Below are 17,292 nucleotides of genomic sequence, written 5' to 3' on the forward strand. Positions count from 1 at the left end.
CCGGATAATAGTTAAAAAATTCATTTATTCTTCAGCTATCTAAAGACGTCTTGAATTGATTTCCTTGCATCCACCGATGGAGTGATCTCTCTATTAGTAGTTTTATCCTGATATCAGCCTTGGAATTAATAAACTCTGGTGAAGTACTGACTACTTTTCTGTTAAGCCTAAGTGAACTTGTTAATCTAGCCCCTCGGAAGCATTTAGTAGCAAGTGAATCAGTAATCATCCCGAAAAAATTCATTATCAGTAAAATATAAAATCCTGGTCTTAGTAAAGAAGTTGTAAAGTCTACCTTGAAAGCTGCTGTCAACCAGAACAGCGAAGCTAGATAATTTTTACCTTGGTAGCTTTGACGAGCTAAGTACAGATAGAAGCTACTGCTCGACAAGCGGTAGATTAAAGCAGGGATATCGAAATATTTTTGACGGATTGCCTGTAGCATCAAGGCATGAGATTTGGCCATTGAAGTAAAATCACGGGACATGCTAGCTGGAAGCTTGCGATATCCAACTAGAAATTCTGAAATAACTCGAAATTGGTAATGTTCAGCAATTCGCAGATATAAATCCCAGTCTTCACAGCCCTGAGCATTTTGTTGCTTGAAAATGCAGTTGTAACCGCCCACCCTTTCTAAACAGCTGCGCCGAATCAAGGTTGAGCTAGCATTTCCCAAAAAATAGTGGCAAAGTAGGGTTCTAAAAACAGAACCTTCGATCAGAGAAGCTCGATATTCCCCAGTTTGCCAGTCCGCCTCATCAATATCCGCTGACCAAGAATAAACGAGACCTACTGACGCAGGAGCCTGCGAGAGACAGTGCACCTGTTTTTCTAAATTAGTGGGATACCAAATATCATCAGCATCAATGGGAGCGATAAATTCTCCCTTAGCTGTTTGAATCGCTAGATTACGAGCTGCTGCCACTCCTAAATTGGATTGCTGTAGTAATACAATGCGGCTATCGTTTTGGCTGATTTGATTAACGATCTCAGCAGTGCGATCGCTAGAGCCATCGTCAACCACTAACACTTCAATATTTTTGTAAGTTTGGTTGATTACAGACTCTAGGGTTTTAGCGATAAAACGTTCAGCATTATAAGCCGGAATAATTACAGACACTAAAGGAGTATCAGTCTCCTGGCAGCGACTCATCTTTGCAGCCTGATTAAAAGATTAATTAATGATCAAAAAGTGTTTTAGTCACAGCTCGGTCCTTACCGAGTTGCTCTTGCCAATGCAGATAATTTCCTATTAGAAAAGCAAGGCCGCTATAGATGTAATAGAGCCAGTGCATCAAAATTGCTTTTAGTGTGAAACTCAAGTCCCGCTTTTGTCTGAAAAAGCGATATACGTCTTGATTCAGAATGAGAAGGGCGATCGCCGCCAGCAAAAGTCCCCACACAGCCTGAGGACTATAAAAACTGCTCAGCCCTAGCAACAGAAGCAAATAAACTGCCACAACACTAAGACGGCTAGAAACTTGAAGATTGAGATCGTTAGCCATCCCAGATCGACTATCGAGCAATAATTGAGTCCAAGGGATACCGCGATCGAACAAGTCTGTTTTAATCAGGCTGTTAAGCTTCCAGGCTTTGTGATGTTTCACTTGTACCTGTTTGGCTAAAAGAATCTTGCCGCCTGCCTGCTTGATACGATAACCCAAATCAATATCTTCGATGCTGGGGCGAGGATAGCGTTGAGTATCAAATCCTCCTAAAGCCAAAAAGGTAGAGCGCTTCACTGCACCACAGCCTGCCCAAAAAGTAGAAGCATCTTCACATCCAGTTTGATGGGTATAGTGATGCAGTAAGTTTTTGTACTGAGCTACAAAGTTGGTGGCTTTAGGGGCATCATCGTAAGAGCCGAACACAGCGTCTAGCGTGAGATCTCTGCGGAGAACTTCTGCTAGGTGGCTGAACGTTTGGCTGTTGACTTCACAGTCAGCATCAATAAAGCAAAGATATTGACCTTTAGCCACCTGAGCCCCGACGTTGCGAGCAAATCCGGGGCCGCTCTGTGGTTTATGAGTGCTGAGCACAGTGGCCCCGAACTCGGAGGCTACTTGAGCAGAGCGATCGCTAGAGCCATCATCAACTACAATCAGTTCCCAATTTTGAAAGTGCGATCGCCTAATAGCGCTCAGACAAGCCCTGAAAGCTTCACCTCCGTTATAGACCGGAACCACAATGGAGAGGAATGGATGAGAGATAGCTTTGGGTGGTACTGGTTGTCGCATGATTATCTGTGCCCCTACATCCAGCGACCCGCAGCCGTAGACAGAGGCTGCACTTGCGCCGCCCCTTCTGGAAATAACTTTTCAATTAAGCGGAACACATCTTCAATTACACCGTCACTATTCATGTAGTGGAACGATCCAGTTCTGCCTACTAGGTGCAGGTTATCCCACTGGTTGAGGTAGTCTTTGACTTTGCTGAGAGTCGGTTCGTACCCAACTCGGTAAACCGGATAAGCGTAAGGAACCCGCAACACCCAACTTTTGTGCACATCCGCTTTGCTGATCCAACCGATCTGATGCATTTGCTCAATCACCTTGTTCAGAATGGCGTCATCCGACATTTCCCAAGTGGGTTCGCCTCGGCTGGAAAAAATTTCGATCGCCAGAGAAGTGTAGTTATTGCTAGGAACCATTTCTGGCGACCAATTTTTGGGTTCATGAGTGCGACCAAAAATCAGGTCTTTCATGGGAAAGTAGGTCCAGCTATCCTGGCTGACTTGTGGGCGTTTGAGCGCTACAAACAAACAAATGATGTCTCGGTACTCCAAGTTGTAACTCTGTAAAATCTCCTGGCTACCAAGCTTTTCGGGAATCGCTTGCAGTAAAGAGTTGAGTGGAATCGTAGAAACGATTTGATCTGCTTTCAAGGTCAGCGTGGTGCCGTCTTGATGACGAACATTAACTTCAAAGCCTTGAGTGAGGGGTGTGCAGCTCAGCAAAGCAGTATGGGTGTGAATCGTACCCCCCATTGCCAAGATGTTCTCACGCAAGGCATCTGGAATCATGCCAAACCCAGCGCGTGGGTAGTAGAACTCAGAGATGGCAGTAGCAGGCGTTTCTTTAGCTGGAGCGATCGCCTGCTTCACCATTCGCCATAGGCTAGGAATGCCAATCCGTTGAGAAGCCCAAGTTGCAGAGAGCTGGTCGCAGGCAATACCCCAAACTTTCTCGGTGTAGGGTTGGAAAAATACTTCGTACAGTGCCCGACCGTAGCGTTTAATTACCCAATCTTCAAAAGAAATATCCTGACGAGTCTTTTCAGTAAATTTAGCTACTAGGTAACTAAACACCATCTGGGCTGCTTTAAACGGCGAAAAGATGGATAGCGCTCCCGGCAGTTGAATGGGATAGTTAACAAATTGCTGGTTTAAATAGATGTGGCTAGTGCGAGGTACTACTCGTAAATCCTTGCCTAATAAATCTTTGAGCCATTGCACAACCGTAGGATTGTTGCTGTGAAACCGATGCCCACCGATATCGAAGCGAAAGCCACCTTGCTCGAAGGTTCGTGCGAGTCCTCCCACTTCAGCACCTTGCTCAATCAGCGTGACTTTGCAGCCTCGCTTTAGGAGTTCCTGAGCTGCGGCTAGACCTGCAAGACCACCCCCTAAAATCACAAAATTTTGCCTAGCTCTCGTTCCGAAGCAGACGGGTTCAGAATCTATAGCATCTCTCAAAACTTTCGCGGCGATCATCCAGATAATACTCCAGCAAAGTCAGTGTTCACAGTCAACTTGTCCACGCTGAGACTGTAGCTAAACCCGAAAGCATCAGAAATTCTGGCACAGGCCAACCCTGCTCCGAAACTTCCATTGAGGGGTAGAGTTCTCGCGTTAAATTTTTAGAAATTCTGGGACTTAATCACTGAATCTCCGACCTCGGTATAAATCTACCGATAGGGTGAGGCTCTGTAGTCCTATCAGGGCTGATAGAAATAACTTTGGCACTAAGCTCTAGAGTTTCACAGGGCTGCTACTGAAAGTTTATTAAAAGGAAATATGCCTAGCCATACATACTGAGGGGAAAAATTGCTTAGGCTCTTACTGATTCATAGCTTCAAGCTCTTTGGAATACTTCTTCAGTATGTAAAGTTGTGATTAAATCCTTACGGTGCGGTATTTACTGAGCTAGGAAGCACTTCAGGCCTGCGTACAAATCCTGCGGGAAGACCACGGACAGGATCACGTAGCCATATATTCTTAGCAGGCTGGGGAGAGCAAGGTATCTCTGCGGCCCAACAAGCTCCCTTGGAGTTTTGAGGCGAGAAATAAACAACATTGTTAACTTGTTGTTGTGTCAATTTGGTCTTAGGCAGTGCGGGTGGTAAGACAAGACGCGATCGCACTGGCGACTGGCTCAAAGCCACGAGTACCAAGGTGCCTGAACACAACAACACCCAAGATTGCCATCGATATTTTTGGCGGTGGGGATTAGCCGTAAATCGTTTGTTCAGCTCAATACAACGGTTTTGCAGCTTGGCATGAAACAAAATGGCAACGGACAAGACAGGTAAAAGCACAACGTAGCCAATCCCAAATCTTAAGAGGGGAGATTGCAACATCATGAAGCTGGTGCCAACTACAGCTAACCCCAACACCCAAAGCTGTCCCTGATTTTGTTGCGAGATGACAGTCCGAAAGACATAAATCATGGAAACGATCGAAAGCCCAATTAGTAAAACAATTAACTTGCTAGAGCCGATCGCATTGAACCATTGCCAAAACAGCCACAAAGTCGCAGAAACTCCGGTAGGAGCTGAACCAAACCAAGTCCCCCATCCACGAGTTACTTCGGCTAGTTGCTTTGCCTCTTGCACCGTTTGGGACCAGGGCAAATCAAGGCAGAGGAAAGTAGAGGGATAAAGCGGACATCCAGAAGTCACAAGGCTAAATAGCAGCATGGGTAGTAGCAGACCTCCCAAAACCGCACCACCCATTAGTAACCGCTTGAAGCTTGGGCGCTTAGCTACTAGATAAAACAAGCTAGCAATTAATAAAATTGGCAACGCAGTCAGCTTAATCGTGACGGCTCCAGCTGCCAAAATTAGCGGAATTAGTTCAGGCTCTAAAATACTTTTTGGCCCTGCATTCACAGAATCGGTTCGTTGCTCAGAAATCACTAAAATACTCCAAGCTACGACTCCCGTTAAAAAAATGACGGGGATGTCTGGCGAGGGAGATACCAAAATGACTGACAGCAAGTGGGTAAACAACAGCGGTGGCAGCACTAAGCCAAAAAACAAGGTGGCAAACCAATCGCTGAGCTTAGCCTGAGTTGTGAAGCTTCGAGTCAAACTGACCCAGAAATGTAATACGGCTAAAAGTATGGCAAAGCCATTAGGCAAAGCGCTAACGCGTCCTCCTAAACCCACGGGATTCAAAGGAGCCGCTAGAGCAAACCAAGATGAAGCAAAACCGAACTGCTTTTTCAACAGTGCTAGACCCGGTACTGTACCGAATTCGGACAACCAACGAATGCTGCCGTAGTGATAAATGCCAGTATCGATCCAAGTAACCTGTCGAGTGGTAATAGCCGCGATCGCCAAGGCAAGGATTGAAATTCCTAAAATTAGCCGAGGTGATAGATTGACCCGCCAGGCTACAACTTCTTGACGGGCTGATCGCGGCAATAGTGAAGCAGCAACTAAAGCAACGGTAACCAACCCACCGACTACAGGTGATAGGGGCAATAAGAGAGAGGTGCCTAGCAATGCTACTGCCAGAACTATCAAACCTAACCAAAGTGCTGCCATCGGGCGATGGGGCGATCGCTCAAAACAGTCTGCCTGCAATAGGTTTAGCAGAGCTACACCAATCGGCCAGCAAGCCATACTTAACAGAGTCCAGGCAGCAATAAAGTAAAGCATGAAGGCTAGTTGTGAACTGAAGCTAGGCTAGCATTGCCGATTGGTGGAGCCTCTAGCTTGAGGAGATTCAAACCATTGCCTTATAAAGGTTTTTGTTTATTCAATCGGAATACAGCGCCTCAAAGATGCAGCGATCGCGACTACTCTACTCGGTCTACTGTCCCTGCTCAAACCACAATGCAGAGAATGATGATGTCCTCGGAGGCATGGTGAGAACCGTGTTTCAGTTTTAAGCAGGTATATAACCAGTTATCTAATCAGGCGATCGCCTAACTTGGGAAGATCGCTCGGTCAGCTTTAACTAGCTGCGAGGTGTAGGAACCGTCAGAGCGGGTCGAGTGTAAGCACGCAGCAGCGTCAGGAAAGTTTGCTGATTAAAACTGCGGGGGTCTTTGCGAGATCCAGAGCGATCGACTGCTTGATGGGTGGTAATCCTCGATTCGGGCACAGCGGCTCTTGCAACTAACCAACTCAGCGATTCATATTGAGCAGCTGTGTAACCGCTGTGACGGTTGCCGTTATTGCGACCATCGGGAGGCGTTTCTAAGGAGATATGGTAAGCAAAATTATTGACAGAGGGAGGAAATTTGGGATGCGTTTTCACTGCCTCTGGACCATTCGGGCCATTAAACACCGAGTTGCCTGCCCCAAAGGCTCGCTTATCGGGGGAAACGAGATACACAATCGTCCCATCCTGAGTAATTAATGCGTGGTAGCTTGCCTGGTCTTCGTCTCTAGGATGTGGAGTTTGAAAGAATGAGATGGTGCTGTTCGCCGAGCTGACGGTTTCATGCAGCACGACAATCGGTGCATGGGCAGCAGAACGACCATACACATCTTTGAGCACTCGCTCTCCATAATTCGTGGGATCTGCAAAAGCGACCAGTTCTCTGGGTTGATAAGCTGGGACTGCGGGGGGGCTTGTCGGTGGCTGAGAGGAGGCAGGGGGCGCAGGCTGCGATCGAATGGGCTGCGATCGAACGGGCCGAGAGACTTGCGGCGGCACTGGCTGAACGGTGGGGGAAGCGGACAGCGGGACAGTAGGCACAATGACACTAGACTGAATGCTAGCTCGACTATCAGAGGGTCGCATTTGGCTAGGTGGCACTTGGGCGATCGCAATTTGCTGAGGTTGATTCGCCAGAATCTCGGCATCTCCAGGTTGGATGGTTGTTACGGCATAAACCAACCACACCACACTAATCACAACAGTCGCCAAGACAGCTTTTAATTGATTATCAAGACTCTGAAACCGACGTAGAAAATTCATAGAGTTTTGAGTAAGGGTTAGGGAGTTGCCAATAGAAGAACACTGCTAGTAGTTTTGAGACCTAACTTATGTTTAACGCTCAGTCTAACCAGGCTCAGGACAGAATGGCAGAGATTATTGCTCCTGAAATATTGCAAGCCTAAATAGTTTGTGAGAGGCGCACCTCATCAGCTTAAGGCTGGCGATGGGGCCATTGATTTAGACATAAGAAAACCCCATCCAGTTTCTGAAGTTTGGATGGGGAGATCAGGCTAGTTTAAGAACTTAGGTCAGTGGTTGAAATAGCTAACTTTGGCAGAATTCAGCAAATAGATTTTCGCTGGATCAGCAAAATATTCTATCTACTTCTAGTCGTTACCCGTCACTTTTTCAATTAGCTGCTTTGCCCCTTTGATAATTCCTGAGTTTGGCTGCTGCTCTTGATAGGATTCTAGATTTTTTTCGTACTCTTGCTCCAAAGCACTGGAATCTTTAGCGACTTTTGTGGCGTTGTTGTAAGCTTGCTCACGCTTTTCAACCGACTGCTTCTCTGCCTTAGATGGGTTGGCTTGGTCAGCTCTGAAGTTAGGTACGTTTGCGTCGCCCGCATAGCTAGCTTGCGAAATGATTAGGCTCGATAAGCTCAGTAAGCCAACCAGCGTTATCACTACTAGACTACTGCGAACAAACTGTCCAATAGCGGTAAGAATTCGTTGCATACCCATTTCCTCGTGATTCTAGTTAGACTTTGCAGGCTTTGATCAATACAACCAGCAGCGCGATCGATAACAGCGGTATCAATATCCTTTTGACACGAATCCTACGGTGTCTTAGGAAGCAGCGCCGTCTACCAGAAGGTACATTACTCTGGGCCAAAGAATTACGAAGTATGAATGCTAGGCCCAGGGAGTTAATTAGATACTTGTACGATCGCCCTTAGCAGAACCTTAAGAGCAGAACCTCAAGAGCGATCGCGTAGCTTAAGTTTAAGGAATTTGCTCTAAATGGCGCTTCCAATCATCCGGAGTGCTTCTATAACTTTAGATATAGATGGCAGAATTTTTGAGGTTTCGCGGTCGCACGACCATCTAGAGGGCAGGTTGACAGAAGTCACTCCGCTTCAGCCGACTGAACCTTCCACAGCATCTATGGAAGCCCTCAAGTCTGCTACTGTGACTGGCGATTAGTGTTTGGTTCCTAGTGTTTGAGAGCAATCTCAACCAAGATTTGCTGATGAAAGATGAAGACAAAACCAGAGAGCAACTCCTCGACGAAATTGCAGCACTACGGCAGCAAAATCATGAACTGGAGGTTTTGCATCAGCATACCCAGGCACTAAAGCAAGCAGAGGCTGAGCGCCAACACCTGCTGTTGCGCGAGCAGGCGGCTCGGACAGTCGCAGAATCAGCCGAAAGACGAGCCGCATTTTTAGCGGAAGCTAGCCGAGTTCTGGCTAGTTCTCTCGACTATGAAGCGACTTTGGAAAGTGTGGCTCAACTCGCCGTCCCGCCGATCGCTGATTGGTGTTTGGTGGATGTCTTAAATCAAGACGGGACCTTGCGACGCTTAGCCATTGCCCACCTCGATGCCACGAAAGTAGCCCAAGCTTGGCAGCTAAATCAGCGTTATCCTCCCGTAACTCACGCCTCTTCTGGCCCTGCTTATGCAGTGCGAACGAGAGCCTCAGAACTGATCCCTCATATCTCTGAGGAGATGTTGATTGCTTATGCTCAGAACGCTGAACATTTAGAGCTGTTGCGGAGTTTGAGTTGCCAATCTGCAATGGTGGTGCCGCTGATTGCTCGCGATCGCGTCTTAGGAGTGATTACCTTCGCCACGGCTGAATCAAAGTGGAAGTACAACACAGTAGATCTGGTTTTGGCAGAAGATTTAGCGCAACGAGCCGCGATCGCCGTAGACAATGCTCGTCTCTATCAAACTGCCCAAGCCGCTCTGCAAGAACGAGAAGCAGGATTGCGGCTCCAGCAAAGCGTTGAGCAAAAGCTGACTTTATTGGTCGAAGCTTCTAGTACCTTAATTAGTTCTCTAGAGCTGACCGTACTGCTGCCTAAGATTCTAGACCTGTCCTGCAATCTAATTGCTGCTGATGCTTATGCCGTCTGGCGTTTCCTACCCTCCCTAAACAAATGGCAAGTTGTTTCAGCCGCCGGTTTGTCTGAGGCTTACCAACAATCCGTGATTCAGGTGACAACTGCTACACCCACGATGCCCGACGAACCATTTGTGATTGAGGATGTAGAACAGTCGCCCCTCCTAGAAATGCGCAAAGCGGGCTATCGCCAAGAAGGAATCATGGCGCTCCTAGTACTACCGCTAAAAATTCATGGAGAAACCTCTGGGACTTTGGTGTTTTATTACCACCAACCCCACCCATTCCACGATACCGAAATCCGAGTGGGGATGGCCTTGGCTAACTTGTCGGCTTCAGCCATCGGCACAACCGAGCTATATCAGGAGCAGAAACGCCTACGCGCAGAAGCAGAAGCAGCTAACCGCATCAAAGACGAATTTTTGGCGGTGCTCTCTCACGAATTACGCACCCCTCTGAATCCCATTTTGGGCTGGGCCAAGTTACTCAGAGGTGGCAAGCTAGAACCCGCCAAAGTGGATTTAGCCCTAGAAACCATTGAGCGCAATGCCAAGCTGCAAACTCAACTGATCGAAGATCTGCTCGATGTCTCTCGGATTCTCCAAGGGAAGCTGACCTTGACGGCTCATCCCGTGAATTTAGTAGCTGTGATTGCCGCTGCGATCGAAACAGTCCGTCTGGCAGCAGAAGCTAAATCGATTCGCATTCACACCCTCTTCGAGGACGGCGTTGGTCAAGTTTTGGGGGATCAAAACCGACTCCAACAAGTAATCTGGAATTTGCTGTCCAATGCAGTAAAGTTCACCCCCGCAGGCGGGCAAGTAGAAGTGAAGCTAGAACAAATAGGGAGTCAAGCCCAAATTCGTGTGAGTGATACAGGCAAGGGCATCGCCCCAGAATTTCTGTCTTATATCTTTGACTACTTTCGCCAAGCAGACAGCACGACCACTCGCATCTTCGGCGGCTTAGGTCTAGGACTGGCGATCGCTCGGCATTTGGTAGAACTGCATGGTGGTATGATTCAAGCCGCTAGCGCCGGAGAAGGGCAAGGAGCCACTTTTGTCATCCGCCTACCGCTGTGGCAAGTCGAGGAAAGAAATCAGCATGAATTGCTACCTGGGGATGCTGCCGTTCTCAGCCTGCAACCCTGGCTAACAACCCTGAGAATTTTGCTGGTAGATGATGATGCCGACACCAGAGAAGTGGTGGAGTTCATCTTGAACCAAGCAGGCGCAACCGTCACTGCTGTAGGTTCTGCGGGGGCAGCCTTACAAGCGCTGAGCCAAGCTCAACATGATTTGCTTTTGAGTGACATTGGCATGCCGCAAATGGACGGTTATATGCTGATTCGTCAAGTGCGATCGCTGCCCCCCGAGCAAGGTGGCACTATTCCCGCGATCGCCCTAACCGCCTATGCAGGAGAGCTGAATCAGCAACAAGTGCTAGCGGCTGGTTTCCAACAACATGTCGCCAAACCCATCGAGCCTGATTATTTAATTAAGGCGATCGCCCAACTGATGGGACGAGTGGATTAGAGCGCCAGAGGCTACAAACTTCTAGAATAAAGCGTTTGCTCTTGATCTATGTCCTTGGAATCGCAGCGACTCCCCCACTACACCGCCAAAACAGTACGCGAAAACGGCAAACAATATTATGTCAATGACCAAGGTAAACGTTTGCCGAGTGTCACCACCATTCTCAATGCCACTAAACCCCAGGCTCATCGCGAAGCCTTGGCAAATTGGCGCGATCGCGTGGGGGCAGCCGAAGCCACTCGCATTTCTGGGGCGGCAAGTCGGCGCGGGACGGGGACCCACAAGCAAATCCAGCGTTATTTGTCCGGTGAAGCAGTGGTTTGCTCAGAAACCGTGCAACCTTATTGGGACAGTGTCGCACCCGTGTTGCACGAAATTCATCAGATTCGCTTAGTCGAAGGTTTCGTATTTCATGAAGACTTGGGTTACGCCGGACAGGTAGACTGTGTTGCTAGCTATCAAGGCGTGCCCTGTGTCTGTGAGTGGAAAACGGCAGATAAACCAAAGCAAACCATAGAGCGGCTGTACGATTATCCCTTACAGTTAGTTGCCTACTTAGGCGCAGCTAATCAGCTATATCAAGATCACGAACTAAACTTGGCGCACGGATTGTTAGTTGTGGCTCTCCCTGGCCTGGCAGCCGAAGTATTTTGGTTTGACTCAGAAGCCCTCGGCACCTACTGGCAAGAATGGGAAGCTAGAGTTGCAGAATTTTGGCGGCGGGCAAGGTATTGGAGGAAAGGGGAAGGATGAAGGAGGAGGGATGAAAAGGTTAGAGCTTGGGAACTAGCGATCGCTGCTCTCTGCGCTAGGTATTATTGCCTTATTGCTCAAAAATCTGTAACATACAGAACAATTCATCATCAAATTTTGTGTATTACCTGTCCCCATAGACAAGGGCTTACACGACTCCCCTATGAAAAGCCACTTTCCCAACCTGCGTAGAGTAGAGCTAGATCAGTCATTACAAGCTTCACCCCCACGGCGTTTTAAGGCAAATAACATCAGGCGGTTTGTTCGGGTCAAGCGATGGCCTCAGCGCTGGAACAACTATGTTGGCAAAATGCGGGGAACACCCATTCAACTGCCGCAGCCGAATTATAAATATGTGTTGTGGTCATGGTTGGGCGCTTTCTTAGCGATCGCCACCACCGGATATAGTTCTGCGATCGCTCAAGCCCCAATGTTGATTGCGCCGTTTGGAGCTACCTGCGTTTTAGCTTTTGCAGCGCCTGAAAGCCCTTTGGCTCAACCGCGTAACATTGTGGGCGGCCACTGTCTGGCGAGTCTGATTGGCTTAACTTGCCTGCATCTGTTTGGCTCGGAGGCTTGGGTGATGGCGCTGGCAGTAGCAACTGCGATCGGTTGTATGCAGTTGACTCATACCCTACATCCGCCCGCCGGAGCTGACCCACTCGTGATCATCATGACGGGGGCAAGTTGGAAATTTTTCTTTACCCCAGTACTGACAGGATCGATTTTGCTGGTGTTGTGCGCGGTCGTATTTAATAACCTGGCAGAAGACCGAAAATATCCTAAGTACTGGCTTTAGGAATTACGACCCGAAAAACGCAGCAAAAAGGCGCGGCAAGCTAAGAATCGTTGCAGTCAAACCCAAAGGTGATAAACCATGCGACTTTGCAGGGGAAGATGGATATAGGCCACAATATTGGTTCTAGCTCACATTACTGACCTTGCATCTTTGTTAGCGACATCTATGAAGTCTTATCTGGCTGCCGCCATTCAAATGAATAGTCTGCCTAATTTGGAAAAAAATTTAGTGCAGGCAGAAGAACTGATCGACCTTGCAGTGCGGCAGGGCGCAGAATTAATCGGGTTGCCAGAAAATTTTTCCTTTTTAGGAGATGAGGACGCCAAGCTGGATCAAGCGGAAGCGATCGCCGTTGAGAGCGAAAAATTCCTCAAAACAATGGCTCAGCGTTTTCAAGTCACCATCTTGGGCGGTGGGTTTCCGGTTCCCGTCGGCAATGGCAAAGTTTACAACACAGCCTTGTTGATTGATCCGAGTGGGCAAGAGTTGGCTCGCTACGAAAAGGCACATTTGTTTGACGTTGACCTACCGGACGGCAACACCTACCGCGAATCTAGCAGCGTACTCGCAGGCATGCGGGTGCCACCCATCCATCCTTCTAAGGAGCTGGGCCAGATTGGGCTGTCTGTGTGTTACGACGTACGCTTTCCAGAGCTGTATCGGCATTTGTCTCAGATGGGTGCGGAAGTGCTTTTTGTGCCCGCCGCATTTACAGCCTATACAGGCAAAGACCATTGGCAAGTTTTGCTGCAAGCTAGAGCGATCGAGAATACTTGTTATGTGGTTGCACCCGCCCAAACAGGTCGCCACAACAGCATACGGCAGTCACACGGCCATGCCATGATCATCGACCCCTGGGGCGTGATTTTAGCGGATGCGGGAGATAAACCAGGGATTGCGATCGCCTCGATTGAACCTGCGCGTCTAGACCAAGTCCGTCGTCAAATGCCTTCCTTGCAGCATCGCGTGTTTGTCTAAATCCAGCGTTTCTGGCAGGACTCCTAGCCTAGAGCAGATTAATTCTGTAAAGAAACCTGTACATTAGACAAAATGAGTTCTGCGGAAGCAATGGCTGATTTAACTGCCTGGGTAGCCTCCTCCATCTTCTCCATGCCTTTTGTTCCTCCTGCTCCCTTGCTGGCAACGGCAGCGGAAACGGAGAGTAGTGCTCTCGTCCTAGCAGGAGTATTGCTGAGCTTAGTTGTTGTTTACTTAGCTAGCAAAATTGGTGGTGAACTTTGCGCTCGAATTAACTTGCCGCCAGTTTTAGGAGAGCTGGTGGGCGGTGTTGTCGTGGGTGTCTCGGCCCTACATTTGTTGGTTTTTCCAGAAGGTGGGGCCGATGCTTCCACCTCCGTAATTATGAATTTCATCCAAATGACCACAGGCTTGAGTTCGGAAGCGATCGCGAGCCTGTTTTCCGCTCAGAGCGAAGTTGTCTCGGTCCTAGCGGAACTGGGTGTTGTGATTTTGCTGTTTGAAATTGGGCTGGAATCAGACTTAAAAGAACTGATTCGGGTGGGTCCTCAAGCAGCAGTGGTGGCTGTGGTAGGAGTAGCTGCACCCTTTGCCGCAGGCACAATTGGACTTATCACCATTTTTGGCGTGCCCACGATACCCGCAATTTTTGCTGGGGCGGCTCTAACCGCTACTAGTATTGGCATCACCGCGAGAGTTTTGGCAGAGATTCAGCGCCTCAGCTCCCGTGAAGGCCAGATTATCATCGGCGCGGCGGTCTTGGATGACGTGCTTGGCATCATTGTTCTAGCGGTCGTAGCGAGCCTCGCCAAAACCGGAGAAATTGAAGTCGCGAATGTAATTTATCTAATTATCAGCGCCACAGTCTTCTTAGTAGGCTCGATTCTCTTGGGTCGCTTTCTCAGCCCCTTCTTTGTCTCTTTGGTCAACCAACTGAAGACCCGCGGCCAACTGCTGATTTCCGCCTTAATCTTTGCTTTTATCTTGTCCTACATTGCAGCCGCAATTCAGTTGGAAGCCATTTTGGGGGCATTCGCGGCAGGCTTGATTCTGGCAGAGACAGAAAAACGTGGTGAGCTAGAAAAACAGGTTATCCCCATTGCCGACATGCTAGTGCCGATTTTCTTTGTCACTGTGGGTGCTAGAACGGATATCGGTGTCCTCAATCCAGCGATTCCCAGTAATCGGGAAGGGTTGATTATGGCAGCCTTTTTGATCGTGGTGGCGATCCTGGGTAAAGTCATTACCGGATTAACGGTGTTTGGTCAGCCCAACATTAATCGGTTAGCCATCGGAGTCGGCATGATTCCACGGGGTGAAGTGGGCTTAGTCTTTGCTGGCGTAGGGTCAGCGAGTGGTGTCCTTTCCAAATCTTTAGAAGCAGCCATCATTGTGATGGTGATTCTAACCACCTTTGTCGCGCCTCCCCTGTTGCGATTGGTGTTTCAAAATGGCTCGGATGCCTCAGCCACTGAGCCAGCAGACTTGGCGTTGGCAGCAGGTCAGACTCAACCCTTGACTGAAACCGTTGGGCTGCAAGGCGATCGCGTTGAATCAGACACTCTCGAATCCACCAGCGAGCCTGGGCAACATTAGCCAATCAGCTGAGATAACCGGTACATTTGGAGGATTTCCACCTCAGAATCCTGAGGAGGTTCGCTGTAGGTTGATTAACACTATTGGATGAAACTTGTGTGGCTGAGTCTGCGTCCAATCGCTTATCAATCTCAATTGAACAGGTGAGTTTGAGCGCAGCAGGCTGCTGCAAAACGATGGCCGAGTCCGTTGGCATCGTCGAAGCTGCAAGCAACGTCTGCAAATCATGCGTTTAACCGAGACTCTAACTTGAAAGATTGGTGGGTGTGAGGAATGTGGAGCAACAAGTCAGTTGCCAATGACCAATGGAATAACGCTGTTGGAGCAGTCTGGTTCAGGCAAAAGAGCCTACTAGCTAATCAACTTCTAGCTTCTAAGGCTGTGGTGTGACCTAAATCGTGGTATTTTTCAACGCAGCCTTCAAGTTTGAACTTAGCAGAGGAACATAGCCCAGCATGGGGTTTGGCTTACTGAATTGGGTTGATTTCCAACTCGCCAATAGCTTACAGCGACGCAATCCAAACGAGGAGAAATCACAGTGAGGCTTCACTGGCTACTACCCAGCTTTCTGGGCATTATTTTGCTGTCGTCCCCTGCAGAAGCGGCTAGACTACAGTCTTGGCAATTTAATGCCAATCAAAATCAACTTGACTTCACAACTGACGATGGGGTGCAACCCAGAGCGCAATTGATTGCTAATCCCACCCGCTTGGTAATTGACTTACCAGGTACTAAGGTGGGCGGAGCCTTGAGAAATCAATTAGTGGGCGGAGCCATCCGTTCTATCCGGGTCGGCCAGTTTGATCCTCAAACCACTCGCATCGTTGTAGAGCTGACACCGGGCTATACGCTTGACCCACAGCAAGTCAAGTTTCGAGGCCGTTCGGCCAATCAATGGTCTGTGCAACTGCCAACTCCTCAACCTGTATCGTCAAATAATCCTGGGGTCGTAGTCCCCGGTTCACCCGTCAACCCTACACCGCCAGCCACTCCCCCAGTAGTGACGGGGGCTACCACTCAAATTCAGAATGTCCAGGTCACCCCTGATGGCATCTTTGTCCGGACGACGGGTAGAGCTCCAGAGGTCGAAGTCGATCGCAGTAATAATGGACAGCAAATCGAAATTTCCCTTAAAGGGACCGCTATTTCTCCTCGCCTGACCCAGCGATCGCTATCGATTAACCGCTATGGAGTCAGTCAGCTTCAGGTGACTCAAGCCCAAGCATCTCCTCCAGTCGCACGCATCACCCTCAATGTGGCGAGAAGCAGCCCCAATTGGCAAGCTACAGTCAGTAACTTGGGTGGCGTAGTCCTCGTCCCCACCGGAGGAGTGACGGCAGCCACAGTCGATAGTCAGCGACCCACACCCAACAACTCGCGTCCAGTTCCCACCAGCCCTCCGGATACCAATCAGGTAGCCACCATTGAGGCGGTGGATCTAGAAAATAACGGTAATCAACTACTGATTCGCGGCGATCGCTCATTCACCTACACCACTGGCTGGGACCGCAATTCGGGGCTGTACCGGATTACACTCAACTCGGCTCGATTGGCTGACCGGGTGCGGGGGCCTAAATTGGATGCAAGTAGTGCGTTGCTACGAGTACGCGTGCGGCAAGAAGACCCCCAGACAGTCGTCATTTTGCTCCAACCCGCAGCGGGTGTGCAAGTTGGGGACATTAACCAGCCCAGCAACCAAATACTGGCTTTACAACTGCAACGGTCGCGTCCAGCACCAGTGCTGCCTCCAGGTAGCACAGTCGGGTCTATTCCAGTCCCACCTCCCACCAACAGACCACCCACGACCAACCTGCCTCGCGTTCCCAACGGGCGGCTAGTCGTGATCGTTGACCCAGGGCACGGCGGACCTGACCCGGGTGCCGTTGGCATTGGCGGGCTCCAAGAGAAGGGCATTACTATGGACATTTCCCGTCAGGTAGCCGCAAGACTACAGCAACAAGGTGTGCAGGCAGTTCTGACGCGCGAAGATGACCGAGACTTAGATTTGGAACCTCGCGTTGCCTTAGCAGAGCGAGCGAATGCTAGCTTGTTTGTCAGTATCCACGCTAACGCCATTAGCATGAGCCGACCTGATGTCAATGGGCTGGAAACGTACTATTACAGCAGCGGCGAACGCTTGGCTCGGACTATCCATAGCAACGTGCTTCAAGGGACTGGAGCCCGCGATCGCGGAGTCCGCTCAGCGCGATTCTTTGTGCTACGCAAAACTTCTATGCCTTCAGTCTTAGTGGAGGTTGGCTTTGTGACTGGTGCAGAAGACGCGGCTAGACTGTCAACGTCGAGCTATCGGACTCAAATGGCTGACGCGATCGCACGTGGTGTTCTACAGTACATCCAGCAAAACTTTTAGTTCCACCTGAATGCAACC

General features: G+C 49.2%; 13 protein-coding genes. 7 read left to right on the plus strand and 6 right to left on the minus strand.

Annotated features, from left to right (window positions below; all coding sequences use genetic code 11):
• Nucleotides 1-31 precede the first annotated feature (31 nt).
• The 6 genes from H6F68_RS14065 to H6F68_RS14090 all read right to left on the minus strand — a co-directional run bounded on the left by H6F68_RS14065 (nucleotide 32) and on the right by H6F68_RS14090 (nucleotide 7,851).
• Nucleotides 32-1,153, minus strand: a complete 1,122-nt coding sequence (locus H6F68_RS14065; RefSeq protein WP_190434760.1) for a glycosyltransferase family A protein — start codon at nucleotides 1,151-1,153, stop codon at nucleotides 32-34.
• Between the two features lie 25 nt (nucleotides 1,154-1,178).
• Nucleotides 1,179-2,237, minus strand: coding sequence for a glycosyltransferase family A protein (locus H6F68_RS14070; RefSeq protein ID WP_190559869.1), 1,059 nt, complete (start codon nucleotides 2,235-2,237; stop codon nucleotides 1,179-1,181).
• 14 nt (nucleotides 2,238-2,251) lie between these two features.
• A complete protein-coding gene (locus tag H6F68_RS14075) occupies nucleotides 2,252-3,712 on the minus strand; it encodes an FAD-dependent oxidoreductase (protein WP_190559871.1) in 1,461 nt (486 codons plus the stop codon).
• A gap of 410 nt (nucleotides 3,713-4,122) precedes the next feature.
• Nucleotides 4,123-5,883, minus strand: coding sequence for an LIC_10190 family membrane protein (locus tag H6F68_RS14080; protein ID WP_190559873.1), 1,761 nt, complete (start codon nucleotides 5,881-5,883; stop codon nucleotides 4,123-4,125).
• Between the two features lie 301 nt (nucleotides 5,884-6,184).
• Nucleotides 6,185-7,153, minus strand: a complete 969-nt coding sequence (locus tag H6F68_RS14085; protein WP_242065501.1) for a peptidoglycan recognition family protein — start codon at nucleotides 7,151-7,153, stop codon at nucleotides 6,185-6,187.
• Between the two features lie 347 nt (nucleotides 7,154-7,500).
• Complete coding sequence (locus H6F68_RS14090; RefSeq protein ID WP_190559875.1) at nucleotides 7,501-7,851, minus strand: hypothetical protein; 351 nt, start codon at nucleotides 7,849-7,851, stop codon at nucleotides 7,501-7,503.
• Between the two features lie 285 nt (nucleotides 7,852-8,136).
• Here H6F68_RS14090 and H6F68_RS14095 point away from each other — a divergent pair, with 285 nt between their 5' ends.
• The 7 genes from H6F68_RS14095 (at nucleotide 8,137) to H6F68_RS14125 (ending at nucleotide 17,274) form a co-directional block, all read left to right on the plus strand.
• A complete protein-coding gene (locus H6F68_RS14095) occupies nucleotides 8,137-8,319 on the plus strand; it encodes a hypothetical protein (RefSeq protein WP_190559877.1) in 183 nt (60 codons plus the stop codon).
• 13 nt (nucleotides 8,320-8,332) lie between these two features.
• On the plus strand, nucleotides 8,333-10,777 hold the full coding sequence (locus H6F68_RS14100) for an ATP-binding protein (RefSeq protein WP_190559879.1): 2,445 nt from the start codon (nucleotides 8,333-8,335) through the stop codon (nucleotides 10,775-10,777).
• Nucleotides 10,778-10,825: 48 nt separating this feature from the next.
• A complete protein-coding gene (locus H6F68_RS14105; RefSeq protein WP_190559881.1) occupies nucleotides 10,826-11,530 on the plus strand; it encodes a PD-(D/E)XK nuclease family protein in 705 nt (234 codons plus the stop codon).
• A 163-nt stretch (nucleotides 11,531-11,693) separates the two neighbouring features.
• Nucleotides 11,694-12,329, plus strand: a complete 636-nt coding sequence (locus H6F68_RS14110) for an HPP family protein (protein ID WP_190559883.1) — start codon at nucleotides 11,694-11,696, stop codon at nucleotides 12,327-12,329.
• Nucleotides 12,330-12,494: 165 nt separating this feature from the next.
• Nucleotides 12,495-13,307, plus strand: coding sequence for a carbon-nitrogen hydrolase family protein (locus H6F68_RS14115; RefSeq protein ID WP_190434786.1), 813 nt, complete (start codon nucleotides 12,495-12,497; stop codon nucleotides 13,305-13,307).
• Nucleotides 13,308-13,397: 90 nt separating this feature from the next.
• A complete protein-coding gene (locus H6F68_RS14120; protein ID WP_190560126.1) occupies nucleotides 13,398-14,903 on the plus strand; it encodes a cation:proton antiporter in 1,506 nt (501 codons plus the stop codon).
• A gap of 538 nt (nucleotides 14,904-15,441) precedes the next feature.
• Nucleotides 15,442-17,274 carry an N-acetylmuramoyl-L-alanine amidase gene (locus tag H6F68_RS14125; protein ID WP_190559885.1) on the plus strand — a complete coding sequence of 611 codons (1,833 nt, stop codon included), beginning with the start codon at nucleotides 15,442-15,444 and terminating at the stop codon, nucleotides 17,272-17,274.
• The last annotated feature ends 18 nt before the right edge of the window (nucleotides 17,275-17,292 follow it).

Source organism: Trichocoleus sp. FACHB-262, assembly GCF_014696035.1.
Taxonomy (GTDB): Bacteria; Cyanobacteriota; Cyanobacteriia; order FACHB-46; family FACHB-46; genus Trichocoleus.